Source organism: Pseudomonas sp. (genome assembly GCF_032058845.1).
Taxonomy (GTDB): domain Bacteria; phylum Pseudomonadota; class Gammaproteobacteria; order Pseudomonadales; family Pseudomonadaceae; genus Aquipseudomonas.
Window position 1 is genome coordinate 1 of record NZ_DAMCCR010000011.1, and the last position, 21939, is coordinate 21939.

Sequence of the window (21939 nt, forward strand, 5' to 3'; positions counted from 1 at the left end):
AACCACCAGAAGCTGAAGGTGGTGCCCAGAGACGGAGTCGAACCGCCGACACGAGGATTTTCAATCCTCTGCTCTACCGACTGAGCTATCTGGGCGACGGGGCGAATTAAATAGCTTTTCAGAGGGTGCGTCAACGACTTTTTGAAAATTTATTAAATTAATTCCGTCGCTTACGATTTTTCGGTCACGCGCTGGGCGGCACGTAGCCTTCTGCCTGAGCGTAATCTTCGCCGGCAAAGAACTTGTCCATTTCCGCCTGGAGGAATTTGCGGTCCTCGGCGTTCATCATGTTCAGGCGCTTCTCGTTGATCAGCATGGTCTGGTGCTTCTGCCAGTCTTCCCACGCCTGGCGCGAGATGTTGTCGAAGATGTCCTGGCCTTTGGCGCCGGGGTAGGGCGGGCGCTCGAGGCCGGGCAGTTCCTGGTTCAGCTTGCGGCACATCACGGTGCGGGTCATGCGGCGTCTCCTGCAGCCAGTTGGTCGGCTGCGCGTTTGAGCAAAGTCTTGACCGGGGCAGCGAGGCCCAGGCGCGGCGGGGTGGCGAGGTTATACCAGAGCCAGTCGGCCTCAGCCACGTGGCCCACGGCCTGCTCGACCTGGACCAGCCAGGGTTCGATGGCCAGCTGGAAGTGGCTGAAGGTGTGAGTCAGGCCGAGCAGCGCATGGCGCTGTTGCAGGTGCAGGCCGTGCTGGTCGGCGAGGGCATCGATCTGTTCCAGGCTGTCCAGCTCCGGCAGGCTCCACAATCCGCCCCAGAGCCCGGTGGACGGGCGCCGGTAAAGCAGGATCGCGCCTTCAGGGTTGGCCAGCAGCGGCATCAGCGTGCGGCGCTGGGGCAGGGTCTTGCGCGGCTTGGGTTCGGGGTAGTGGGTTTCCTGGCCCAGCAGGTGCGCCTGGCAGCCCTGCTGCAGCGGGCAGATCAGGCAACTGGGGCGGCTGCGGGTGCAGATCGTTGCGCCCAGGTCCATCATTGCCTGGGTGTAATGGTTCACCCGGGTCATGGGCGTGAAGCGCTCGGCCGCGGCCCACAGCGCGTTGGCCACCTTCGGCTCGCCGGGGTAACCGGCCTGCGCGGTGTAGCGGGCCAGTACACGCTTCACGTTGCCGTCGAGGATGGGTGCGCGGATGTTCATGCTGATACTGGCGATGGCGCCCGCCGTGGAGCGGCCAATGCCCGGTAGCTCGGTGAGGGCCTCGACGCTGCGGGGGAACGCGCCCTCATGCTCGGCCACCACGATCTTGGCGGCCTTTTGCAGGTTGCGCGCGCGGGTGTAGTAGCCCAGGCCGGTCCACAGGTGCAGCACTTCGTCTTCCGGCGCTTCGGCCAATGCCTGCACCGTGGGCAGTGCCTGCATGAAGCGGTCGAAGTAGTTGAGCACGGTGCTCACCTGGGTCTGCTGCAACATGATTTCCGACACCCACACCCGGTACGGGTTGATGGCCTGCTGCCAGGGCAGGCCGTGCCGGCCGTGGCGGTCGAACCAGTCCAGCACTGCGCTGGAGAACTGCGTGGGGCTCATCGCTTGAACAGCCCCTTGAGCGCGTCTTTGAGTTCAGGGCTCACTTTGTCTCCCAGTTTTTCATCGAGTTTTTCGTCAATCTTGTCTTTGAGGCGATTGCCGGCCAGTTTTGCCGCCACCTGGCCCAGGCCGTCCTTGTCCAGACGGCAGGCTTTGGCGCCAAGCTCCATCGGGCCGCGGCAGCGCAGTGGCAGCTCCACGCCCACATAGCGCTCGTTGACCTGGCAGGCCGGGTCGGGCATGGCGCGTTGATCGCCTTCGACGATCACGCCCACGCGGTAGTCCATGGCGAGCACACGCAGGTCGAGGTCACCGTTGCCATTGAGGGTCAGGCCAGGGATGCGCACTTTCAGGTCCGGGTTGCTGGCCACGCCATTGCGGATCACCACGCTGCCGCGCAGCTCGTTGAACGGCGTGTCCTTGCCGCGTGCCTCGCCGCTCAGCTGCTTGCGGTTGAGGGTGGCGATGGCCTGGCACAGTTGCTGTTCGATGTTGGCATCGACCAGTACGCCGTTGTTGATGGTGAAGCTGGCGTTGCCGTTGAGCGTGTCGATCAGTGCTTTCTGGCTGTTGCCGGTGGCCGTGAGATCGCTCGACAGGGTCAGCAGGCCCTTGAGCGGCGGCGCCTTGTCCGGGTTTTGCGACGTGATGAAGTGTTCCACCGGCACGCGGTTGATCTGCGTGTTAACCCCGATCTGCGGCACGGCCGGGCGCACGTCGGCGCTGCCGTGGGCGGCGAAGGTGCCGTTGTAGAGGTTGCCGCGCAGGCTCTGCAGAGTCAGCAGGCCGCCCTGCCCGGTGGCCTTGAGCTCGGCCTGTTTGATCGGCAGCTTGTTCAGGGTCAGCGCGCCGAAGTTCAGCTCGGCTTGCAGGTCAAGGGCGCGCAGACGGTCGACGGGCAGCAGTTTGTCGTTGCTCCAGGCCACTTGGGTCGGGGCGTCTGGCAGCGGGGTGCTGCCTGCGCCAGCGACGGCTTCCTGCTGGCTGACTTCGGCCCGGCGCGCCGCCTTGGCACCCTTGGCTTCGTCGCTCTTGGCCGGCAAGTAGCGGTCGGCATCGAAGGTGTCGGCCTTGAGGTTCACGCGCAGCGCCTGGCGGGCGAAGTCTTCGATGGCCACGCGGCCGGTGAAGGTGCTGTCGTCCAGCTTCACGTTCAGCGCATCCAGCGCCAGGCTGGTCTGGCTGCCCTGCAGGCGAGTGACCACCTCCAGCTTGTTGAAGGCCGTGGGGTCAGCGGTGGCGGGGAGCGGATGGCCGATGCCGTCGAGGAACGTGCGTACATCGAACTGGGCAATCGACAAGCCGCCGCTGACCTGCGGCGTGCTGTCCAGATCACGTGCGCTCAGCTCGCCAAGCGCGCGCAGCTGGTTCGCAGACACCTTCAGCCCGGTCCATTCGGCGACGTTCGCTGCCAGATCGACCATGACTTGGCCTTGCGCTACGAACGTCAGGGTCTTGCCTGATAGCGGCTCGCCCGAGGTTTCACCCGACAAGCGCATGTCATCGAGGTTGTAGCGCTTGGCCTGGCGGTCGAAACGCAGGTCGCCGGTCAGCTCGCTGCGGACCTTGAGGTTCGGCTGGCCAAGGCTGAAGAAGCCGCTGGCCTTGAGTGGAATGGTCGCGCCCTGGTGCACGGCGCCGCTGCTCAGCTGGATGCTTTCGGCATTGAAGGTCTGGCCGCTTTTTTCATCGGTGTACTGCACACGGGCGTTGTTCACCGTGAGGCTGTCGATGTCGAGCTTGACTGGCCGCTCGTTGCTCGGCTGGCCCGATTCAGTGGAGGCAGGCGGCGTTTGCGCGGTGCTGCCAGCCTCGTTGCTGCCCTGGGCTGGCAGCGGCTTGCCGAAGTCTTCCCAGTTGCCACGGCCTTCGGCATCACGGTTGAGGATAAGGTTGAGGCCTTCGACCCGCACGTCGCTCATCTGCACTTCCTTGCGCAGCAGCGGCAGCACGCGCACCGACAGACCGAGCATCTGCAAGTCGGCAAACGGCGCCTTGGGCGCGTTCAGGGTGGCGATGCTGGCGTCATGCAGCTCCAGGCCCAGCCAGGGAAACAGGCTCCAGCCGATGTCGCCATTGAGCGTCAGCTCGACATGCGCCTTGTCCCGGGCCAGTTGGCGGATCTCGTCTTTGTAGTCGTTGGGATCGAAAAGGTGGGTCAGGGCAAAGCCCAGCGCCACGATGATCAGCAGCAACCCGAGCAGCCCCAACCCCAGGATTTTGCCGAACGCTTTCATGGGCGAGTCCTTGTAGTTCAGTTTCTGAAAAGTGAAGCGCCAGAGTATAGCGCCGCAGCGTGTGTCCTCGACTACTCGGCAGGGCAGCGAGCGCCCGTGTCGACGTCGACAGCACGATGAAGGTGCGGTTTCGACAGTCGCACCGGGCACAGTTCCGCATTCGTCTACCCAGCGGACAAATAACGATGGCCAGATGATCTCACTGGCCCCCGCAACTGCTACCCTTGCAACGTGTTCGCAGCGACCGCGACGCTTTGTCGCGCACGTTGCCCTCAACGGCCGCTGCTGCCTTGCGTGCAGCTACCCAGAGCCGGGCATGCAAATAGCGAACATTGCCCACTTATAAAAGGAAAACCCTATGTCTAGCAGCACGACTGCAGGAGGCCAGGCCCACCGTCCTGGCTTCCTGTCCAAGGAGCGGATCATCGCCCGGCCCGGTTTCAACCGCTGGCTGGTTCCACCGGCAGCATTGGCCATTCACTTGTGTATCGGTATGGCCTATGGCTTCTCGGTGTTCTGGCTGCCGCTGTCGCAGTCACTGGGGATCACCGCGCCGATCGTCTGTTCACCGGACATGGGGTTCATCGCCAAGCTGTTCACCAACGAGTGTGACTGGCCGATCTCGATGCTCAGCTGGATCTACACGCTGTTCTTCGTCTTCCTCGGTTGCTCGGCCGCCGTACTCGGCGGCTGGCTGGAACACGCCGGGCCGCGCAAGGCGGGCCTGGTGTCGGCGCTGTGCTGGTGTGGCGGCATGCTGATCTCGGCCATTGGCGTGAAAACGCACCAACTGTGGCTGATGTGGCTCGGCTCGGGCGTAATCGGCGGCATCGGCCTGGGGCTGGGCTATATCTCGCCCGTGTCGACCCTGATCAAGTGGTTCCCGGACAAGCGCGGCATGGCCACCGGCATGGCGATCATGGGCTTTGGTGGCGGCGCGATGGTCGGTGCACCGCTTGCCACGGCGCTGATGGGCCACTTCGCCACTGGGCAGGACGTGGGTGTGTGGCAGAGCTTCATGGTGATGGCCGCGATCTATTTCGTGTTCATGGTCGCGGGTGCGCTGACCTACCGTGTACCACCGACCGGCTGGAAGCCCGAAGGCTGGGTGCCGCCGGCCAAGAAAGCCGGCAACGGCATGGTCACCGACCGCCATGTGCACGTCAGTGTGGCCTGGAAAACCCCGCAGTTCGCACTGGTCTGGCTGGTGCTGTGCCTGAACGTGTCGGCCGGTATCGGCATCATCGGCATGGCCTCGCCGCTGTTGCAGGAAGTGTTCGCCGGCAAGCTGCTGGGTAACGGCCTGAGCTTCAGCGAACTGAATGCCGCGCAACTGGCGCAGATCGCCGCCATCGCCGCAGGTTTCACCGGCTTGCTGAGCCTGTTCAACATCGGTGGGCGTTTCTTCTGGGCGTCGTTCTCCGACTACATCGGCCGCAAGAACACCTACTTCGCGTTCTTTGCCTTGGGTGTGGCGTTATACGCGCTGGTGCCGAACATGGGGCATCTGGGCAACGTGGCGCTGTTCGTTGCCGCGTTCTGCATCATCCTGTCGATGTATGGGGGTGGTTTTGCCACGGTTCCGGCCTACCTGGCTGACCTGTTCGGTACGCAGATGGTCGGCGCCATCCACGGTCGGCTGCTGACTGCCTGGGCGGCTGCCGGGGTGCTCGGGCCGGTGCTGATCACCTACCTGCGTGAGTCGCAACTGGCGGCCGGCGTGCCGCGCGCCGCTGCGTACGACATGACCCTGTATATCCTGGCCGGGCTGCTGGTGCTGGGCTTCCTCTGCAACGCGCTGATTCGTCCGGTCGCTGAGAAGTACTTCATGACCGACGCACAGCTGGCCGCCGAACGCGCCCTGAGCCACGACAAGGGTGCCGACGGCGCGCAGTCGCTGGAATGGAGTGCGGCGCCGGGCAGTACGCCGCTGGTGCTGCTGGCCTGGGCCGTGGTGGTGATTCCGCTGGCGTGGGGTATCTGGATCACCCTGCAGAAGACGGCGGTGTTGTTCCACTAAGCCGATGGAGGCCGGTCTGGCGCAAGGCTGACCGGCCATTTCAAGCCCGTATGTCTCAGGGCCTGCGGCACCTGTTTATGGCTTCAGCCCGATGGACGGAGAAACCTATCCAGGGCCGGCTGGATTCCCCTGCCAGGGCGCGGCGGCTGGGTCGGGCCGGCTGCGCCGCCCTAGTCCGAGCCATGCGGGTTGACGGGTAAAGCGCGACGGTGGCCCTTTAACCGATGCTGCCTCTGCCTGCACTTCTGCGAAACGCCCCGCATCACCCCCCTCATCTGCAACTGCGCCTCGCACAACCCGCCCCCTGTCGTCCTGCCATATGTCATGCGCGTATCAAGCCGCCGCCATCTGGGCCTATAATGTTGCCCTTTTCGCCCAATGATTCTGCGGAGCTGGTGATGGTTGAACGTATGGCGTCCGTCGAGCGCAACACCCTGGAAACTCAGGTCAAGGCCTCGATCAACTTGGATGGTACTGGCAAGGCCCGGTTTGCTATCGGCGTGCCCTTCCTTGAACACATGCTCGACCAGATCGCCCGTCACGGGCTGATCGATCTGGACATCGAGTGCAAGGGCGACCTGCACATCGACGATCACCATACTGTCGAAGACGTCGGCATCACCCTCGGCCAGGCCTTCGCCCAGGCCGTCGGTGACAAGAAAGGCATCCGTCGCTACGGCCACGCCTACGTGCCGCTCGACGAAGCGCTGTCACGCGTGGTCATCGACTTCTCCGGCCGTCCTGGCCTGCAGATGCATGTGCCTTACACCCGTGCCAGCGTGGGCGGCTTCGATGTCGACCTGTTCCAGGAGTTCTTCCAGGGCTTCATCAACCACGCCCAGGTGACCCTGCACATCGACAACCTGCGCGGGCACAACACCCACCACCAGATCGAAACCGTGTTCAAGGCCTTCGGCCGCGCGCTGCGCATGGCCGTGGAGCAGGACGAGCGCATGGCCGGGCAGATGCCATCGACCAAAGGGTGCCTGTAAATGCAGACGGTCGCAGTAATCGACTACGGCATGGGCAACCTGCACTCGGTGGCCAAGGCGCTCGAGTACGTCGGTGCCGGCAAGGTCCTGGTCACCAGTGATGCCGCCGTGATCCGCGAGGCTGATCGCGTGGTGTTCCCAGGCGTCGGGGCGATCCGTGACTGCATGGCCGAAATCCGCCGCCTGGGCTTTGACAGCCTGGTGCGCGAGGTCAGCCAGGACCGCCCGTTTCTCGGCATCTGCGTGGGCATGCAGGCGCTGCTCGAACACAGCGAAGAAAACCAGGGTGTCGATTGCATCGGCCTGTTCCCGGGCCAGGTGCGCTTCTTCGGCAAGGGCCTGGAAGAGGATGGCGAGCACCTGAAGGTGCCGCACATGGGCTGGAACGAAGTCAGTCAGGCCATGGCTCACCCGCTGTGGCACGACATCCCTGACCAGGCCCGCTTCTATTTCGTCCACAGCTACTACATCAATGCCGGCAAGGCTGCGCAGGTGGTAGGTCGCGGTCACTACGGCGTCGACTTCGCTGCAGCCCTGGCCGAAGGCTCGCGCTTCGCCGTGCAGTTCCACCCGGAGAAGAGCCATACCCATGGTCTGCAATTGCTGCAGAACTTCATTGCCTGGGATGGACGCTGGTAAATGGCCGCCTCACGTAGCAAAGCCCCCTCGCTCACCCTCGCCCCCGAGCAGGAACGCGAGGCGCTCGACACCCTCAAGCGCTTTCTCGAAGACCGTTTCGAGTTGCAGCTGGGGTCGTTCGAGGTGGCCGAGGTGCTTGAAGTGATCGCCAAGGACATCGCGCCGCATTACTACAACCGGGCCATCGCCGACGTCCAGCTGCACCTCAGCGAACGCTTCGAGAGTATCGAGAGCGACCTGTGGGCACTGGAGAAAAGCTGAGCCTGTTACGCCAGATTCCGAGTGGGACCTTGATGCGGGTCGAGGCGGCGTTCGTGCAGTCGCGAGCGTCTCGCCCGAGCTTCGTCTCAAGACGTGCCACGCAGAACCTGGAACCGATCGCCGATCTGACATCTGACGCGCACTGCTTGCAGCCTGTCACCTGCAGCGTGCCGCTTTAAAGGAAAGAGCATGCTGATTATTCCCGCTATCGATCTGAAAGACGGTGCCTGCGTGCGCCTGCGCCAGGGCCGCATGGAAGACTCCACGGTGTTTTCCGATGACCCGGTGAGCATGGCCGCCAAATGGGTCGACGGTGGTTGCCGTCGCCTGCACCTGGTCGACCTCAACGGTGCATTCGAAGGCCAGCCGGTCAACGGTGAGGTGGTCACCGCCATTGCCAGGCGCTACCCGAACCTGCCGATCCAGATTGGTGGCGGTATTCGCTCATTGGAAACCATCGAGCATTACGTCAAGGCGGGCGTGAGCTACGTGATCATCGGCACCAAGGCGGTCAAGCAGCCTGAATTCGTGGCCGAGGCGTGCAAGGCGTTTCCGGGCAAGGTCATCGTCGGCCTGGATGCCAAGGACGGGTTCGTCGCCACCGACGGCTGGGCCGAAGTCAGCAGCGTGCAGGTCATCGACCTGGCCAGGCGTTTCGAGGCCGATGGCGTCTCGGCGATCGTCTACACCGACATCGCCAAGGACGGCATGATGCAGGGCTGCAACGTGCCCTTCACCAAAGCCCTGGCCGAAGCCACGCGTATTCCGGTGATCGCCTCGGGCGGTATCCATAACCTGGGTGACATCAAGGCCCTGCTCGACGCCAAGGCGCCTGGCATCATCGGCGCCATCACCGGCCGGGCCATCTACGAAGGCACCCTGGACGTGGCAGAGGCCCAGGCTTTCTGCGACGCCTACAACGGCTGAGGAGCGACCCATGGCGTTAGCCAAACGCATCATCCCTTGCCTGGACGTGGACAACGGCCGGGTGGTCAAGGGCGTCAAGTTCGAGAACATCCGCGATGCCGGCGACCCGGTGGAAATCGCCCGTCGTTACAACGAGCAGGGCGCTGACGAGATCACCTTTCTCGACATCACTGCCAGCGTCGATGGCCGTGACACCACCCTGCACACGGTCGAGCGCATGGCCAGTCAGGTGTTCATCCCGCTGACCGTGGGCGGTGGCGTGCGCAGCGTGCAGGACATCCGCAACCTGCTCAACGCCGGGGCCGACAAGGTGTCGATCAATACCGCGGCGGTGTTCAACCCCGAGTTCGTCGGTGAAGCAGCCCAGCGTTTCGGTTCGCAGTGCATCGTGGTGGCAATCGATGCGAAGAAGGTGTCCGCTGCCGGCGAGACGCCGCGCTGGGAAATCTTCACCCACGGCGGCCGCAAACCGACCGGGCTGGATGCGGTGGAATGGGCCAGGAAGATGGAAGCGCTGGGCGCCGGGGAGATTCTCCTGACCAGCATGGACCAGGATGGCATGAAGAGTGGTTTCGACCTGGGCGTTACCCGCGCGATCAGCGATGCGTTGGGTATTCCGGTGATCGCTTCGGGAGGGGTGGGCAACCTGCAGCATCTGGCCGATGGCATTACCGAAGGCCACGCCAGTGCAGTGTTGGCGGCGAGTATTTTCCACTTTGGGGAATACACCGTGCCTGAGGCAAAGGCCTACATGGCTTCGCGTGGCATCGTCGTGCGCTGAGAGGGAGTCGCTGCTAGCCGTGTGCGTTCTTGTCGAACGCACTGGGTGGCAGCCATGGGGCTGCTGCGCAGCCCATCGCGACTAAAGTCGCTCCTACAGATAGCATTCTTCTGTTGGAATGATTTTCTCTCGCTCAACACGCCCCTGTAGGAGCGGTTTTAACCGCGATGGGCCGCACAGCGGCCCCTTGGCTGCCACACAGCTCTGACGAGTCGAACGAAAGCGCCTGTACTGGGCCGTGCAACGGCCCAGACAACCTTACCCGTGGTTCTTGCCCAGCAGCGCGTGGTACAGCTCGGTATCGCCGAGAATCCCCACCACCTGGTTATTGTCCTGCAACACCAGCTTGTTACCGGTGTGGTAACGGATCTGCAGCGCTTCGCGCATGCCGATGTCGGCGTGCACCACGGTAGGTTTGCGACCCAGCGTCTCCACGGCCTGCCCCGGCGCCCAATGCTGCATGTCCAGGCCGTTCTGGCCCTGGCGCGCACGTTGCAGCGAGCCGCCTTCGCCCAGGTCGAGCCAGGCATCGTCGCCTGGGTCCAGGCACACCGAACCGTTGATGCGCTTGCACTGGTCCAGCGTGCGCATCAGGCTGCGGCCGCACAGCACGTTGAGCGGGTTGGTGTGGGCGACGAAGGTGCGCACATATTCATCGGCCGGGTTGAGCACGATTTCTTCCGGCTTGCTGTACTGGATGATCCGCCCGTCTTTCATGATGGCGATGCGCGTACCCAGTTTCAGGGCTTCGTCCAGGTCGTGGCTGACGAACACGATGGTCTTGCTCAGCTTGCGCTGCAGCTCCAGCAGCTCGTCCTGCAGGCCCTGACGGATCAGCGGGTCGAGTGCCGAGAACGGCTCGTCCATCAGCAGGATGTCGGCGTCCATCGCCAGCGCACGGGCCAGGCCCACACGTTGCTGCATGCCGCCTGAAAGCTCATCGGGGCGTTTGTTGCGCCACTGGGTCAGGCCCACCAGCTCAAGCTTTTCATCCACCAGCTTGCGCCGGTCCTTCTCCGGGCGACCCTGCATTTCCAGGCCGAAGCTGATGTTCTCGCGCACCGTCAGCCACGGCATCAGAGCGAACTTCTGGAACACCATGGCGATGCGCTTGGTGCGCATCATCTTCAGCTCGGCGGCCGAGCAATGGGCGATGTCGATGTGGTTGCCTTCATGCTCGACGAACAGCTTGCCGCGGCTCACGGTGTTGAGGCCGTTGATGCAGCGCAGTAGGCTCGACTTGCCCGAGCCGGACAGGCCCATCAGCACGCAGATTTCACCCTTGTTGATGTCCAGGTTGGCCTTCTCGACGCCCACCACCAGCCCGGTCTGCTTGAGGATCTGCTCGCGGGTCTTGCCTTCGTCGAGCAGGCTGAGCGCTTCACGCGGCTTGTTGGTGAAGATGACGTCGACATCTTCGAATCGGATGATGCTCATGCTTCACTCCTTGCCGGCGCTTCAGGTTGCTTGCAGATACGGTCGAGCATGATCGCCAGCAGGACGATCGCCAGGCCCGCTTCGAAGCCCAGGGAAATATCAGCCGTGTTCAGTGCGTTGACCACTGGCTTGCCCAGGCCATCGGCACCGACCAGTGCGGCGATCACCACCATCGACAGCGACAGCATGATGCACTGGGTGACACCCGCCGCGATGCTGGGCATGGCGTGGGGCAGTTCGATGCGGGTCAGCAACTGGCGGCGCGAGCAGCCGAAGGCTTTACCGGCGTCCATCAGTTCCTGTGGTACGTCGCAAATGCCCAGGTAGGTCAGGCGGATCGGCGCGGCGATGGCGAACACCACCGTCGAGATCAGGCCCGGCACCACGCCCAGACCGAACAGCGTCAGGGTCGGGATCAGGTAAACGAAGGTGGGAACCGTCTGCATCAGGTCGAGAACCGGGCGCAGTGCGGTGTAGAACATCGGTTTGTGCGCAGCGACGATGCCCAGCGGTACGCCAATGGCAACGCAGACGATAGTCGCGAAGCTGACTTGGGCGAGGGTTTCCATGGTCTCTTGCCAGTACCCCAGGTTGAGGATCAGCAGGAATGACACGGCGACGAAAACGGTCAGTGCGATCTTGCGCTGAATCAGGTGCGCAAGCGCGGCGAAGATGGCGATGAGGACGAGCGGGTTGAACCAGGTCAGGCCACTGGTGACCCCGTAAATCATGAACTCCAGGCCTTTGGCGATAGCATCGAAGTAGTTGGCGCCGATTTGCGTCAGCCACTCCACGAAGGTTGCCATGTACTGGCCTAGCGGTATTTTCTGATCGATGAGCATGATAGCGAGCTTCCACCTGCAAAGATTGAAATCAGTCCGGGGAGGGCACGGTCCCACCCCGCGGTAGTGCCTGGCAGCCGCTGCGACTGCCTGCTATTGCGTAAATCGTTATTGCGTCAGCTTGGCCTTCGCCGCCTCCAGCCCCGGTTTGCCGTCTACGGTGGTCACGCTTGCCAGCCAGGTGTCGAGCACCTGCGGGTTGTTTTTCAACCAGGCCTTGGCGGCCACGTCGGCTTTGGCCTTGTCGTCCAGCACCTTGCCCATCAGGGTGCTTTCCATGTCGAGGGTGAACGACAGGTTCTTCAGCAACTGGCCAACGTTGCTGCACTCCTGGGTGTAGCCCTTGCGGACGTTGGTGTAGACGGTGGCCTTGCCGAAATCGGGACCGAAGAAGTCATCGCCACCGGTGAGGTACTGCATGTGGAAGCGTTTGTTCATCGGGTGCGGTTCCCAGCCGAGGAAGACGATGTCCTCGGCGCGTTTGCCGGCGCGATCGACTGCCGCCAGCATTGCCGCTTCACTCGACTGCACGATCTTGAAACCTGCATCTTTCAAGCCAAAGGCGTTCTTGTCGATCATGCTCTGGATGGTGCGGTTGCCGTCGTTGCCCGGTTCGATCCCGTAGATCTTGCCGTCAAGTTCCTTCTTGAATTTGGGGATATCGGAAAAGTCCTTAAGGCCCTTGTCATACAGGGACTGCGGCACGGCGAGGGTGTACTTGGCGTTTTCCAGGTTGGCGCGAACGGTTTCGACGGTGCCGGCCTCGCGGTAGGCCTTGATGTCGTTTTCCATGGTCGGCATCCAGTTGCCGAGGAAGACGTCGATCTTCTTGCCTTCTGCCAGTGACTTGTAGGTGATGGGGACCGAGATCATGGTGGTCCTGGTCTTGTAGCCAAGGGCTTCGAGCACGGCACTGGTGACCGCAGTGGTCACGGTGATATCAGTCCAGCCAACGTCCGAAAATTGTACCGTCTGGCACTGCTCGGGCTCGGCGGCCTGGGCCAGCAGCGGTGCGGTTAACACAGCGGCCAGCAACAACGAGGGTGAGGCTTTCATGGGGTGGACTCCTTTAATTTTGTCTTCGGGTCGCGGAGGTTGCCGTGCCTTCTGTGGGCGTCGGTCAGCCAGGCCTGCGAGGTGCAGGTTGCGGGGCCGTGTAATACGAGTCGGATTCGATAATCCCCCAGCGCTGGGCATTCGCCTACTGCCAGGGTCGCATCCAGTGCAGCATAGGTCGCATCCAGTACGGGCGGTGTCGCTTAGAGATTGTTCCGCCCCAACAAGCGATCTTTTGCGTCCTGCGACGCTTCGAAAGCGGCTATTGCGGGCGTGCTCGCCCGCCAGGAGGGCGGGGCGCTGATGGACAAAAGTACGTCCGTTGCAGACGGCGAGGTCGTGGGTAAAAGCCCGATGATGCGTGCCTTCACAGTGGCCGCCTGCCGAGCCTGACAGGCCAGCCACGCTGCGCACGACGTGCACAGACAAGCCCATCAAGAGGTGATTCGACAATGGCCATCAGCGTGTTCGACCTGTTCAAGATCGGTGTCGGGCCTTCCAGCTCCCACACCGTCGGCCCCATGCGCGCCGGCGCCCTGTTCGTGCAGGGGCTGCGCGAGCGCCACGCGCTGGAACAGGTGCGGCGCATCGAAGTGCGCCTGTACGGCTCGCTCTCGGCCACCGGTGTCGGCCACGGCACCGACAACGCCACGATCATGGGCCTGATGGGCGAATGGCCTGACCAGATCGACCCTTCCCAGATCGGCCCACGGATCGCCGCGCTGCGCGAAACCGACACCCTGCAACTCGATGGCCGTTTGCCGGTGGAATTCGTCTGGGCGCGCGACATGCTGCTGATCGACGAAAACCTGCCGTATCACCCCAACGCCATGACCCTGGTCGCCTTCGGTGAACAGGGCGAGCTGCATCAGGACACCTACTACTCGGTCGGCGGCGGCTTCGTGGTCGACGCGGCCCAGGCCGCCAGCGGTGTGCTGGATGCCGACGAAACGGTGCTGCCGTACGATTTCAACAGCGCCGACGAACTGCTGGCCCTGTGCAAACAAAACGACATGCGCGTGTCGCAATTGATGATGGCCAACGAGCTGACCTGGCGTAGCGAAAGCGAGATTCGCGCCGGCCTGCTCAAGCTCTGGCACGCCATGCAGGAATGCGTGAGCAATGGCCTCAAGCATGAAGGCACGCTGCCCGGTGGCCTCAATGTGCGGCGCCGCGCCGCCAAGTTGCACCGCAACCTGCAGGAAGTCGGCAAGCCCAACGTGATCGGCTCGACCTTGAGCGCCATGGAATGGGTGAACCTGTTCGCCCTGGCCGTCAACGAAGAGAACGCCGCTGGCGGGCGGATGGTCACCGCGCCCACCAACGGCGCGGCAGGCATCATTCCGGCGGTGCTGCATTACTACATGCGCTTCTCCGACGCGGTCGATGAAAGCAACGTGGTCGACTACCTGCTGGCTGCCGCAGCGGTCGGTATCCTGTGCAAGAAGAACGCTTCGATCTCCGGCGCCGAAGTCGGTTGCCAAGGGGAGGTGGGCTCAGCCTGCGCCATGGCTGCTGCAGGCCTTGCCGACATTCTCGGCGGCACCCCTGCGCAGGTGGAAAATGCCGCCGAAATCGCCCTTGAACACAACCTTGGCCTGACCTGCGACCCCGTCGGTGGGTTGGTGCAGGTGCCTTGTATCGAGCGCAACGCCATTGCCTCGGTCAAGGCGATCAACGCGGTACAGATGGCCCTGCGCGGCGATGGCGAACATTTCATCTCGCTCGACCAGGTGATCCGCACCATGCGCGATACCGGCGCCGACATGCACGACAAGTACAAAGAGACCTCTCGCGGCGGCCTGGCCGTCAGCGCCATCGAGTGCTGATGCCCGTAATCGGGTCTGCCAGCCCTTGAATGCCCTGTTTTGGAACACACCGGTAACGCGCCGGCCGGTACGTGTTACCGCTGCCGGCGTCAGTGCCGGTGACAAGGGGGCATGTCGTTTCTGGACATGTTTCCTACGAGTGATACCGAAATGCTCAGTGCATAGAAGCAAACGCACTACTTCGGTATTTTCCGTTTTCCTACAGCCCTATCAGAAAGGTCCTAATTGACTGACCTATAGGTCGTTTTTCGACTTTATTGAACGCTGGATCAATTCAGGCATGCCAATTGCGTTGTAATTGGCAAAAGCTCCGCACACGAACCGGGGCCATTACAAGAAACAGTGCTCGCCTGAAGCACACCCTGTATTTGTGTGAGGAGAAATCACGATGACGTCGTCCACCTCCGGGACCCAGTCCCAGAACCGCACAGCCCCTCAATCCATCGGGTTTCTCCTGCTGGACAATTTCACCCTCATCTCCCTGGCCTCGGCGGTCGAACCGCTGCGCATGGCCAACCAGCTTTCGGGCCGCGAGCTGTATCGCTGGCACACGCTGACCCTCGATGGGGGGCAGGTCTGGGCCAGCGACGGCCTGCAGATCACTCCAGATGCCGCCATGCACGCAGCGCCCACCATCGATACCGTGATCGTCTGCGGCGGGGTGGGCATCCAGCGCACCGTGACCCGTGAACACGTCACCTGGCTGCAGGCCCAGGCCCGTCAGTCGCGCCGCCTGGGCGCGGTCTGCACCGGCAGTTGGGCGCTGGCCTGCGCCGGCCTGCTCGACGGCTTCGATTGCAGCGTGCACTGGGAATGCCTGGCCTCGATGCAGGAAGCCTTCCCGCGGGTCAACATGAGCACCCGCCTGTTCACCCTCGACCGCAACCGCTTCACCAGTTCCGGTGGTACCGCGCCGCTGGACATGATGCTGCACCTGATCAGCCGCGATCACGGCCGTGAGCTGTCGGCAGCGATCTCGGAAATGTTCGTCTACGAGCGCATTCGTAACGAACAGGATCACCAGCGCGTGCCGCTCAAGCACATGCTCGGCACCAACCAGCCAAAACTGCAGGAAATCGTCGCGCTGATGGAGGCCAACCTCGAAGAGCCGATCGATCTCGACGAGCTGGCGGTGTACGTCGCCGTCTCGCGCCGGCAGCTGGAGCGCCTGTTCCAGAAATACCTGCATTGCTCGCCGTCGCGCTACTACCTCAAGCTGCGCCTGATCCGGTCGCGGCAGTTGCTCAAGCAGACGCCGATGTCGATCATCGAAGTGGCGTCGGTGTGCGGCTTCGTCTCCACGCCGCACTTCTCCAAATGCTACCGCGAGTACTTCGGCATTCCGCCGCGTGACGAGCGCGTGGGTTCGAACACCACCCAACAGGTGGCAATGATGCCGATCCCGCAAGCGATGGTGCTGTCGCCGCACAGCGGCCCGATGGCCGCCTTGAGCCAGGCGCGCAACGAGTCGACGTTCGCCAGCGTGCGGTTGTAGAAGGGCCCACCACGCAGCGTAATGCTGTTCACTCGAGCTAAATCGCTATCACCTGGGGCTGCTCTGCAGCCCATCGCGGCTGAAGCCGCTCCCACAATATTGGACAGCCTGGACAACCTGTGGGAGCGACTTTAGTCGCGATGGGCCGCAAGGCGGCCCCAGTCACTTAGATGACAGCGTTACTACCACGCAGCGACTGTTCAGGTCAGTGGCTGTTGCCTGCACTGGGCCGGTCGAACCGGCCCACCCGCAACGATCAGCCCTGCTTGCTCCTGAACTGCGCCAGTGCGGGCAGCAACCGGGTGTCGATCGCCTGCCGCACAGCCGGGAGGATGGTCGCGCTGCCGGTGTACATCTGCTCGACCATGCCACGCAGCGCACGGGCGTTAGGCTCGGTCAAGCCGCGCACGGCGGCGGCGCAGGCATCGTTTGCGCTGGCCTCGGCAGGCATGGAGAAGCCCAATGCACTGAGGTGGCCACGCAGGTCGTGCTCATCGATCAGATCGGCATGCATCATGGTGAGTGTCCTTTGGCTGCGGTAATCGGTGGATCGATTCTGTGACCTGTCCACAGCGGCGGCAAGGGCAGAGTGATGGCGTGGCAGCTTTGGCTAAGAACAGGTCGTTTACGGCTAAATCCAGCGCAGCAGAAGTCAGCACACTGGGCTCATTCACGGTTCCCGGCGGGTTTGGTCACCCTCCAGCATGCACAGTGGATGCTCGCGCTTGGCCCCGGACGCTCACGGCTTTCCGGGGCTGTTTTTTTGCCCTGTAAACGCCCAGGGGTGGCGCGGCGCGTCCCCGATGAAAGGCTCGGCCTTTACAGTGCCAGCAGGTCTCCACGATCAGCGCCTGACCGGGCTGAGCGCTTGCGCCAAAGCCGCCACCCGCTGCGAATCACCGCCAGCACGCTGTGGGCCGATTCGGCGCTGTACGGCCAGGCGCTGCTGAACTCGACTACGCCAGGCTGAGCGGGCGTGACCGCCACTCGACGACCATCGAGTCGCCCTGAGCGTCTACCAGCGCTTGCAACGCCTGAGCGCTGTGCGTGCTGAACGGTGCAGACTTAGGCCCCGCCAGATCCACATGCAGCAGCATCTGCTCACTCGCCGCCAAGGCCTGATCAGTGCCCTCGCGGTGCAGCGTGTGGTAGGCCAGCAGGCGCTTTTTGTCGAAGCCGACGATGTGCGTCTTCACCCACACGTCGCTCCCCAGTCTGACCTCATGCAGATAGTTGATGTGCGCCTCCAGGGTGAACAGCGAATGACCGCTTTGGCCCCGGCTGTCGGCATCCAGGCCGATGCGCTCCATCAGCGTGTCGGTGGCGTAGCTGAAGATCAGCAGGTAGTAGGCATCGCGCAAGTGGCCGTTGTAGTCGACCCAGTCTTTCTGGATCGGGGTGCGGTAGGTGATCAGTGCAGGCATCGAACGCTCCTTGATTAGTCGCCAAAGGCCATGCCGTGTCGGGCCTTGCTGGTCTGTACGGCGTCCAGCACCGCCAGCAGGGTGTCGTCGCGGTAGCGCTCAAGGGCCGCGATGCTGCGTTCACCCAGTTGCTGTGCAGTGCCGTCGACCACGTCATCGATCAATTGCTCGGTGAGCTCCGGCGCGGGCAGGTAGGTCCAGGGCAGCTTCAGCGCCGGACCGAACTGTTGCATGAAATGGCGCATACCGGCGTCACCGCCGGCCAGGGTGTAGGTCAGGAAGGTGCCCATGAACGACCAGCGCAGGCCGGCGCCGAAGCGGATCGCGTCATCGATCTCGCCAGTGGTCGCCACGCCATCGTTGACCAGGTGCAAGGCCTCGCGCCAGAGCGCTTCGAGCAAGCGGTCGGCAATGAACCCCGGGACCTCCTTGCGCACATGTAACGGCCGCATGCCCAGGGCGTTGTAGACGGTTTTTGCCGCTTCGATGGCTTCGGGTGAGGTGTGGCGCCCGCCGACGATTTCCACCAGTGGCAGCAGGTATACCGGGTTGAACGGGTGGCCGACCACGCAGCGCTCCGGGTGGGTTGCCGATTCGTAGAACTCGCTGGGCAACAGCCCCGAGGTGCTGGAGCCGATGATCGCATCGGGCTTGGCGGCGGCGCTGATTCGGGCGTGCAGGTCGAGTTTCAGGTCCAGGCGTTCGGGGGCGCTTTCCTGAATGAAATCAGCGTCGCGTACGCAGGCTTCGATGGTGTCGACGAAGGTCAGCCGGCTTTGTGATGCGCCTGCTGCCAGGCCTTGTTTTTCCAGCGCCGGCCAGGCGTTGGCGACACGCTTGCGCAGCGCTTGCTCGGCGCCAGGGGCCGGGTCCCAGGCCACGACGTCCAGGCCGTGGGCCAGGGCGCGCGCTACCCAGCCGCTGCCGATGACGCCGCTACCCAAGGCGGCGAAGGTGTTGATGGTGGTGATGAATGGCATGTCGAATCCTCGGTGAAGGGCAGTGGCGGTAGTCGGTTAGGGTTGCGGGTGAGCGCGAGCGGCCACTCGACCGGCGTCGTGGCGGTCAAGGTTTTCCTTGCTGGGGCTGGCCAGGGTGATCGTGTTCCTTTACGGCTTTGCGCAAGCACTCAGTGCCAGGCAAAAGCCGATTCAATCGAGCGAGACGAGGCTGCCTGGTGCGCAGTGGCTGGTGACCTGGCAACGCCGCTGGGTGCATCTCAGCGGTGTTTGAGCTGCATCTTCTCTCGGCCTTCTGCGGGGGTGAGCACACGGGCGCCGAGGCGCGAGATGATTTCCACCGCACGCTCGACCAACTGGCCGTTGCTTGCCAGCACGCCACGGTCCAGGTACAGGTTGTCTTCCAGCCCGACCCGTACGTTGCCGCCGAGCAGTACCGCCTGGGCGGCCATCGGCATCTGCATGCGGCCAATGCCGAAGCCCGCCCAGGTGGCGCCGGCCGGCAGGTTGTCGACCATGGCTTTCATGGTCGCGGTGTCTGCCGGTGCGCCCCAGGGGATGCCCAGGCAGAGCTGGAACAGTGGGTCGTGCAGCAGCCCTTCCTTGATCATCTGCTTGGCGAACCACAGGTGGCCGGTGTCGAAGATTTCCAGCTCGGCCTTCACGCCCAGCTCAGTGATGCGTTTGGCGCCAGCGCGCAATTGCGCCGGGGTGGAGACGTAGATCGAGTTGCCATCGCCGAAGTTGAGCGTGCCGCAGTCCAGGGTGCAGATGTCCGGCAGCAGCGCTTCGATGTGGGCCAGACGTTCCAGCGGGCCGATCAGGTCGGTGCCGCTGCCAAAGTCCATGGGCGATTCGCCCGGGCCGATTTCCAGGTCCCCGCCCATGCCCGCAGTGAGGTTGACGATGATGTCCACGTCGGCTTCGCGAATGCGTTCCATCACCTCGCGGTACAACGCGACGTCACGGCTGAAGCGGCCGGTCTGTGGGTCACGGACATGGCAGTGGACCACGGTGGCCCCGGCCTTGGCGGCCTCCACGGCGGCGGCAGCGATCTGCTGGGGGGTGACCGGCACTAGGTGGCTCTTGCTGGCGGTGTCGCCCGCGCCGGTGAGGGCGCAGGTGATGATGATGTCGTGGTTCATGCGCGGTGGGTCCTTTGTCGGGTGGGTGCGGTCGTGGCTGTCGGCGGTTGGGTCGTGTGGTTCGGTCGTGTGGTTGGGTCTGGTTGGTCTGGGGTGTATGTCTGGCGGTCGGGGTTGGGGTTGGGGGGCGCCGGTGGGCCTGCTGTGCAGGCCTTCGCGGCTGAAGCCGCTCCTACAGCAGGACCTGCTTGCTGCCAGCCCCGATCGCAGCCACGACACAGCGCCCGTAGGAGCGGCTTTAGCCGCTAAGGCCTGCGCAGCAGGCCCATGCCAGCCCCTCTCTCTCTCTCAGTTCAGGCTCACGCTGTCCCCAGCCGGCTTGCCGTCGAAGGTCGTCACCCCCTGCAGCCAGCGGGCTTTGTCTTGCGGATGGTCCTTGAGCCATTGCCGGGCAGACGCCAGCGGATCCTTGCGATCCAGCAGTGGCTGCATCATGCGGCTCTCGTCCTCGGCGCTGAAGGTCAGGTTGCTCAGCAGGCGATAGGCATTCGGGCAGCGCTCGGCGTAATCCGGCGCGGTCACGGTCCACACCGTCGCGCGGCCCTCGTCAGGCCCGAGCGCGTTCTCGCTGTTGGCGAGATAGACCATGCCGCCCTTGACGTTGACGTTCATCGGGTGCGGCTTCCAGCCGAAAAACACCACGGCCTCGTTGCGCCGGATCGCCCTGTCCACGGCCGCCAGCATTCCCGCTTCACTGGATTCGACGAGGGTGAACTTGCCCAGCCCGAACTGGTTCTTGTCGATCATCGCCTTGATCTGCGTATTGGCCCCCGAGCCCGGCTCGATGCCATAGATCTTGCCGCCCAGCTCCTTGCTGAATTTCTGGATGTCGGCAAAGTTCTTCAGGCCTTTGTCAGCCAGGTATTTCGGCACGGCCAGGGTGGCCCGGGCATCGTCGAGGCTGGGCTTGTCGAGCACCTTCACCTGGCCGGCATCGACGAACGGCGTGATGGTCTTGGTCATGATGGGATTCCAGTAGCCCAGGAACATGTCCAGGCGCTGGTCACGAATACCGGCAAAGATGATCTGTTGTGAGGCGCTGGTCTGCTTGGTGCTGTAGCCCAGGCCATCGAGCAGAACATGCGCCATGGCGCTGGTGGCGATGACGTCGGTCCAGCTCACCACACCCAGGCGCACGTCCTTGCAGACGGCGGGCTCGGCGGCATACAGCGGGGTGGCGAACAGACTGCTCAGCGCAAGGGATAACAAACTGCGGCGGATCAAGCGGGGCATGGTGGCTCTCCATCGGCAGGGGGCTTTTTGTTCACGGGTCTCTGCGGACCGTGAATACACGCTACGCTGGCCACTGGTCCGCAACGCGCACGCTGGCGACCAGGATTTGCACTGTGGCGACCACTTCACTCAGAGGCCGAGATGCCCGACACCATCGATCTATTGCTGCTGCCGGGCTTCTCGGCCATGGGTTTCATCAGCGCCATCGAGCCGCTGCGGGTGGCCAATCGTTTCCGCGGCGCGCTGTACCGCTGGCGTGTGCTGAGCCTCGATGGCGGGGCGGTGGCGGCGAGCAATGGCATGTCGGTGAACGCCGATCAGGCCTTGGAGGAGGGCGAGCCGGGGCGGCTCTTGCTGGTGGTGTCGGGCTTCGAGCCGCTGCGCAGCTTCAGCCCGGCGCTGCAACAGGCGTTGCGCAAGCGCGATCATGCCGGCGTGGTGCTCGGCGGTATCGACACCGGTGCGGTGCTGTTGGCTGAAGCCGGCCTGCTCGACGGCTATCGCGCGACGGTTCATTGGGAGGCACTGGAGGCCTTCCGCGAGCGCTACCCGCGTTTGCAGGTGACCCAGGAGCTGTTCGAGATCGACCGTCGGCGTATTACCTGCGCAGGCGGCACTGCATCTATCGACCTGATGCTCGACCTGATCGCCCAGGCCCACGGCAGCGAGCTGGCGGTGCAGGTGTCGGAGCAGTTCGTATTGGGCAGGATTCGTCCGCGCCAGGATCACCAGCGCATGGAGATCGCGGCGCGTTACGGCATCAGCAACGGGAAGCTGGTGAAGGTGATCGGCGAGATGGAGCGTCACACCGAACACCTGCTCAGTACGCAGGCGCTGGCCGATAGCGTGCAAGTCAGCCTGCGCCAGTTGGAGCGGTTGTTTCGTCTCTACCTGGCAGCGCCGCCAAGGGCGGTGTACCTGAAGATTCGACTGGATAAGGCGCGGCAGTTGCTGAGTCAGACCGAGATGAGCATTCTCCAGGTCAGTGTCGCCTGCGGATTCGAGTCCTCGGCTTATTTTTCCCGCTGTTACCGAGCCGCGTTCAAACGTAGCCCACGAGAGGATCGTCGTGCTCAGGACAATGCTCATCAAAATGCCCATGCCGCAAAGTTTCAAGTGGTCATCGACTGATAAAACTGTC

General features: G+C 63.4%; 20 protein-coding genes and 1 tRNA gene. 9 read left to right on the plus strand and 12 right to left on the minus strand.

Annotation, left to right across the window (positions count from 1 at the left end; translation table 11 throughout):
* Positions 1 to 19: 19 nt before the first annotated feature.
* From RT028_RS03730 to RT028_RS03745, 4 genes are all read right to left on the minus strand, one after another.
* Positions 20 to 95 (minus strand) — tRNA-Phe (locus tag RT028_RS03730).
* A gap of 89 nt (positions 96 to 184) precedes the next feature.
* On the minus strand, positions 185 to 457 hold the full coding sequence (locus RT028_RS03735) for an oxidative damage protection protein (protein WP_312932598.1): 273 nt from the start codon (positions 455 to 457) through the stop codon (positions 185 to 187).
* Positions 454 to 1521 (minus strand): A/G-specific adenine glycosylase, encoded by a 1068-nt coding sequence (gene mutY / locus RT028_RS03740; RefSeq protein ID WP_312932600.1) that lies wholly within the window; start codon positions 1519 to 1521, stop codon positions 454 to 456. Before mutY ends, RT028_RS03735 begins: the two co-directional genes overlap by 4 nt.
* Positions 1518 to 3758 (minus strand): AsmA family protein, encoded by a 2241-nt coding sequence (locus tag RT028_RS03745; protein ID WP_312932602.1) that lies wholly within the window; start codon positions 3756 to 3758, stop codon positions 1518 to 1520. The genes mutY and RT028_RS03745 overlap by 4 nt, the downstream gene beginning before the upstream one ends.
* Positions 3759 to 4116: 358 nt before the next feature.
* Here RT028_RS03745 and RT028_RS03750 point away from each other — a divergent pair, with 358 nt between their 5' ends.
* The 6 genes from RT028_RS03750 (at position 4117) to hisF (ending at position 9378) form a co-directional block, all read left to right on the plus strand.
* The gene (locus RT028_RS03750; RefSeq protein WP_312932604.1) at positions 4117 to 5778 is read left to right on the plus strand and encodes an OFA family MFS transporter; all 1662 of its coding nucleotides are present in this window, start codon (positions 4117 to 4119) and stop codon (positions 5776 to 5778) included.
* 398 nt (positions 5779 to 6176) lie between these two features.
* Positions 6177 to 6770, plus strand: a complete 594-nt coding sequence (hisB, locus tag RT028_RS03755) for an imidazoleglycerol-phosphate dehydratase HisB (RefSeq protein WP_312932606.1) — start codon at positions 6177 to 6179, stop codon at positions 6768 to 6770.
* Positions 6771 to 7409 (plus strand): imidazole glycerol phosphate synthase subunit HisH, encoded by a 639-nt coding sequence (hisH, locus tag RT028_RS03760; RefSeq protein WP_312932608.1) that lies wholly within the window; start codon positions 6771 to 6773, stop codon positions 7407 to 7409.
* Positions 7410 to 7670 carry a DUF2164 domain-containing protein gene (locus RT028_RS03765; RefSeq protein WP_312932610.1) on the plus strand — a complete coding sequence of 87 codons (261 nt, stop codon included), beginning with the start codon at positions 7410 to 7412 and terminating at the stop codon, positions 7668 to 7670.
* Positions 7671 to 7859: 189 nt separating this feature from the next.
* A complete protein-coding gene (gene hisA / locus RT028_RS03770) occupies positions 7860 to 8597 on the plus strand; it encodes a 1-(5-phosphoribosyl)-5-[(5-phosphoribosylamino)methylideneamino]imidazole-4-carboxamide isomerase (protein WP_312932612.1) in 738 nt (245 codons plus the stop codon).
* A gap of 10 nt (positions 8598 to 8607) precedes the next feature.
* Positions 8608 to 9378, plus strand: a complete 771-nt coding sequence (hisF, locus tag RT028_RS03775) for an imidazole glycerol phosphate synthase subunit HisF (RefSeq protein WP_312932613.1) — start codon at positions 8608 to 8610, stop codon at positions 9376 to 9378.
* Positions 9379 to 9636: 258 nt separating this feature from the next.
* On the opposite strand, the gene choV is transcribed toward hisF, so the two are convergent.
* From choV to RT028_RS03790, 3 genes are all read right to left on the minus strand, one after another.
* Positions 9637 to 10815, minus strand: coding sequence for a choline ABC transporter ATP-binding protein (gene choV, locus RT028_RS03780; protein WP_312932615.1), 1179 nt, complete (start codon positions 10813 to 10815; stop codon positions 9637 to 9639).
* Entirely contained in the window at positions 10812 to 11660 is an 849-nt protein-coding gene (gene choW, locus RT028_RS03785) for a choline ABC transporter permease subunit (protein WP_312932701.1), read from the minus strand. The genes choV and choW overlap by 4 nt, the downstream gene beginning before the upstream one ends.
* Positions 11661 to 11765: 105 nt before the next feature.
* Entirely contained in the window at positions 11766 to 12713 is a 948-nt protein-coding gene (locus RT028_RS03790; protein WP_312932617.1) for a choline ABC transporter substrate-binding protein, read from the minus strand.
* 452 nt (positions 12714 to 13165) lie between these two features.
* Here RT028_RS03790 and RT028_RS03795 point away from each other — a divergent pair, with 452 nt between their 5' ends.
* Positions 13166 to 14542, plus strand: a complete 1377-nt coding sequence (locus RT028_RS03795) for an L-serine ammonia-lyase (RefSeq protein WP_312932619.1) — start codon at positions 13166 to 13168, stop codon at positions 14540 to 14542.
* Positions 14543 to 14930: 388 nt separating this feature from the next.
* Positions 14931 to 16037, plus strand: a complete 1107-nt coding sequence (locus RT028_RS03800) for a GlxA family transcriptional regulator (protein WP_312932621.1) — start codon at positions 14931 to 14933, stop codon at positions 16035 to 16037.
* Between the two features lie 256 nt (positions 16038 to 16293).
* Here the strand turns inward: RT028_RS03800 and RT028_RS03805 are convergent, their stop codons facing one another.
* The 5 genes from RT028_RS03805 to choX all read right to left on the minus strand — a co-directional run bounded on the left by RT028_RS03805 (position 16294) and on the right by choX (position 20798).
* Positions 16294 to 16554 (minus strand): hypothetical protein, encoded by a 261-nt coding sequence (locus RT028_RS03805; RefSeq protein WP_312932623.1) that lies wholly within the window; start codon positions 16552 to 16554, stop codon positions 16294 to 16296.
* 439 nt (positions 16555 to 16993) lie between these two features.
* Entirely contained in the window at positions 16994 to 17461 is a 468-nt protein-coding gene (locus RT028_RS03810) for a thioesterase family protein (RefSeq protein WP_312932625.1), read from the minus strand.
* Positions 17462 to 17475: 14 nt separating this feature from the next.
* Positions 17476 to 18441 (minus strand): L-carnitine dehydrogenase, encoded by a 966-nt coding sequence (locus RT028_RS03815; protein WP_312932627.1) that lies wholly within the window; start codon positions 18439 to 18441, stop codon positions 17476 to 17478.
* Between the two features lie 239 nt (positions 18442 to 18680).
* A complete protein-coding gene (locus RT028_RS03820) occupies positions 18681 to 19565 on the minus strand; it encodes a 3-keto-5-aminohexanoate cleavage protein (protein WP_312932629.1) in 885 nt (294 codons plus the stop codon).
* 288 nt (positions 19566 to 19853) lie between these two features.
* Positions 19854 to 20798: a choline ABC transporter substrate-binding protein gene (choX, locus tag RT028_RS03825; RefSeq protein WP_312932631.1), complete on the minus strand. Its 945-nt coding sequence runs from the start codon at positions 20796 to 20798 to the stop codon at positions 19854 to 19856.
* Positions 20799 to 20939: 141 nt separating this feature from the next.
* Between choX and RT028_RS03830 the strand changes: the two genes are divergently transcribed.
* The gene (locus RT028_RS03830; RefSeq protein WP_312932633.1) at positions 20940 to 21929 is read left to right on the plus strand and encodes a GlxA family transcriptional regulator; all 990 of its coding nucleotides are present in this window, start codon (positions 20940 to 20942) and stop codon (positions 21927 to 21929) included.
* The last annotated feature ends 10 nt before the right edge of the window (positions 21930 to 21939 follow it).

What these genes read in the sequence shown, in the direction of transcription:
- RT028_RS03765 (WP_312932610.1), top strand. Translation starts at nt 7,410, where the DNA reads ATGGCCGCCTCACGTAGCAAAGCCCCCTCGCTCACCCTCGCCCCCGAG.
- RT028_RS03815 (WP_312932627.1), bottom strand. Translation starts at nt 18,441, where the DNA reads ATGCCATTCATCACCACCATCAACACCTTCGCCGCCTTGGGTAGCGGC.
- choX (WP_312932631.1), bottom strand. Translation starts at nt 20,798, where the DNA reads ATGCCCCGCTTGATCCGCCGCAGTTTGTTATCCCTTGCGCTGAGCAGT.
- RT028_RS03830 (WP_312932633.1), top strand. Translation starts at nt 20,940, where the DNA reads ATGCCCGACACCATCGATCTATTGCTGCTGCCGGGCTTCTCGGCCATG.
- hisA (WP_312932612.1), top strand. Translation starts at nt 7,860, where the DNA reads ATGCTGATTATTCCCGCTATCGATCTGAAAGACGGTGCCTGCGTGCGC.
- choV (WP_312932615.1), bottom strand. Translation starts at nt 10,815, where the DNA reads ATGAGCATCATCCGATTCGAAGATGTCGACGTCATCTTCACCAACAAG.
- mutY (WP_312932600.1), bottom strand. Translation starts at nt 1,521, where the DNA reads ATGAGCCCCACGCAGTTCTCCAGCGCAGTGCTGGACTGGTTCGACCGC.
- RT028_RS03735 (WP_312932598.1), bottom strand. Translation starts at nt 457, where the DNA reads ATGACCCGCACCGTGATGTGCCGCAAGCTGAACCAGGAACTGCCCGGC.
- RT028_RS03795 (WP_312932619.1), top strand. Translation starts at nt 13,166, where the DNA reads ATGGCCATCAGCGTGTTCGACCTGTTCAAGATCGGTGTCGGGCCTTCC.
- RT028_RS03745 (WP_312932602.1), bottom strand. Translation starts at nt 3,758, where the DNA reads ATGAAAGCGTTCGGCAAAATCCTGGGGTTGGGGCTGCTCGGGTTGCTG.
- RT028_RS03750 (WP_312932604.1), top strand. Translation starts at nt 4,117, where the DNA reads ATGTCTAGCAGCACGACTGCAGGAGGCCAGGCCCACCGTCCTGGCTTC.
- RT028_RS03820 (WP_312932629.1), bottom strand. Translation starts at nt 19,565, where the DNA reads ATGAACCACGACATCATCATCACCTGCGCCCTCACCGGCGCGGGCGAC.
- hisF (WP_312932613.1), top strand. Translation starts at nt 8,608, where the DNA reads ATGGCGTTAGCCAAACGCATCATCCCTTGCCTGGACGTGGACAACGGC.
- RT028_RS03805 (WP_312932623.1), bottom strand. Translation starts at nt 16,554, where the DNA reads ATGATGCATGCCGATCTGATCGATGAGCACGACCTGCGTGGCCACCTC.
- RT028_RS03800 (WP_312932621.1), top strand. Translation starts at nt 14,931, where the DNA reads ATGACGTCGTCCACCTCCGGGACCCAGTCCCAGAACCGCACAGCCCCT.
- hisH (WP_312932608.1), top strand. Translation starts at nt 6,771, where the DNA reads ATGCAGACGGTCGCAGTAATCGACTACGGCATGGGCAACCTGCACTCG.
- RT028_RS03810 (WP_312932625.1), bottom strand. Translation starts at nt 17,461, where the DNA reads ATGCCTGCACTGATCACCTACCGCACCCCGATCCAGAAAGACTGGGTC.
- RT028_RS03790 (WP_312932617.1), bottom strand. Translation starts at nt 12,713, where the DNA reads ATGAAAGCCTCACCCTCGTTGTTGCTGGCCGCTGTGTTAACCGCACCG.
- hisB (WP_312932606.1), top strand. Translation starts at nt 6,177, where the DNA reads ATGGTTGAACGTATGGCGTCCGTCGAGCGCAACACCCTGGAAACTCAG.